Source organism: Streptomyces sp. ME19-01-6, assembly GCF_033793745.1.
Classification (GTDB): Bacteria; Actinomycetota; Actinomycetes; order Streptomycetales; family Streptomycetaceae; genus Streptomyces.
The window spans coordinates 1-689 of the sequence record NZ_JARAXF010000128.1 but is presented as its reverse complement, the minus strand read 5'-3'; the positions used below and the strand labels follow the sequence as shown (position 1 = coordinate 689).

1 pseudogene is annotated in these 689 nt (G+C 65.3%); it reads left to right on the top strand.

The window, feature by feature from the left end:
• Window positions 1–689: pseudogene (locus PV419_RS52965) on the top strand (hypothetical protein); the annotation flags it as partial.

Sequence of the window (689 nt, the reverse complement as noted above, 5' to 3'; positions counted from 1 at the left end):
CCTGGCACCACCACCACACACCCACCCACCACCCCAACCTCCCCACCTACCCCTTCCAACACCACCACTACTGGCTCAACACCACCACCCCCAACACCAACACCAACACAACCAGCATCCGCTTCTTGGATTCGTTGGAGAGACAAGACGTCGACGCAGTGGCCTCCGCCCTGGCCATCGACCGTGACTCCTCTCTCGAAGCAGTCCTGCCGGCTCTCTCCACCTGGCGCAAGCGCCACGACGACCAAGCCATCATCGACTCCTGGCGCTACCGCGAGACGTGGAAACCCGTCTCTCTCCCCCAGACCGGCCCCAGGTCACCCGGCACCTGGCTCATCGTCGTACCCACTCTGCAAAGCCGACACGCCCCCATCGACGTCATCGTCGACGCCCTGCGTCACCTCGGGGCGCGGACCATCACGCTCTCGCTCGACTCCTCCTGTGCCGACCCCGAAACCCTTGCTCAGCGGCTTGTCGAGCACAGTGACGCGGTGAGCATCGACGGCGTGCTCTCACTACTCGCCTTCGACGAGGAGCCCCACCCCGAACACCCCCACGTACCCACCGGCACCGCACTCACCCTCACCCTCATCCAAACCCTCACCACCCACCCCACCATCACAGCACCCCTGTGGTGCCTCACCCAAACCGCCACCACCACCCACCCAACCGACCCCCTCAACCACCCC